Here is a 533-nt window from a genome sequence, read left to right on the forward strand (position 1 = left end):
AATAAAATACTATATAAAAATTATAATATAAAAAATTAATGCGCCAAAACAATATGTGTTTGTAATTAAAAATTAATGAAGATTTTTAAATTATGCATAAAGTATTTAAACCAATAACACTTATATTCTAAACATGGAAATACTGGCAATGCCTGTTACAGATGGTATGGTTGACATGCCGGGGAAGGCCAGGGAGGTCCATATCTTTAAAATATCTGATAACAGGAATAAATGCAATCTTATTAAAAAATATAAAAATCCTGCCCTGGAGATAAAATCCGATGGTGGCCTTCCAATGCTTGAAACACTGTTTAAGTATGGTGTGAACACATTAATAGTGCCTGGAATTGGAGAGCCGGGACTTAATTTTTTGGATAATAAAATAAAGGTATATATTTCAGGCGGAGAGGAAACAGAATGCATTAAAAATTATTTATTAAATAAGCTAAAATCAACAGACAAACCAACAATATCCGATTGTTCAAAGGAATTATTAAAGAAATCGGCCAAATATAAGAATAAAATATAATTTA

1 protein-coding gene is annotated in these 533 nt (G+C 29.1%); it reads left to right on the forward strand.

Translation table 11 applies throughout. The features are described from left to right. Positions 1–133: 133 nt before the first annotated feature. Positions 134–529 carry a NifB/NifX family molybdenum-iron cluster-binding protein gene (locus AOG55_RS04605; RefSeq protein WP_048101450.1) on the forward strand — a complete coding sequence of 132 codons (396 nt, stop codon included), beginning with the start codon at positions 134–136 and terminating at the stop codon, positions 527–529. The last annotated feature ends 4 nt before the right edge of the window (positions 530–533 follow it).

The organism is Acidiplasma cupricumulans (assembly GCF_001402935.1).
In the GTDB taxonomy this organism is placed as follows: Archaea; Thermoplasmatota; Thermoplasmata; order Thermoplasmatales; family Thermoplasmataceae; genus Acidiplasma; species Acidiplasma aeolicum.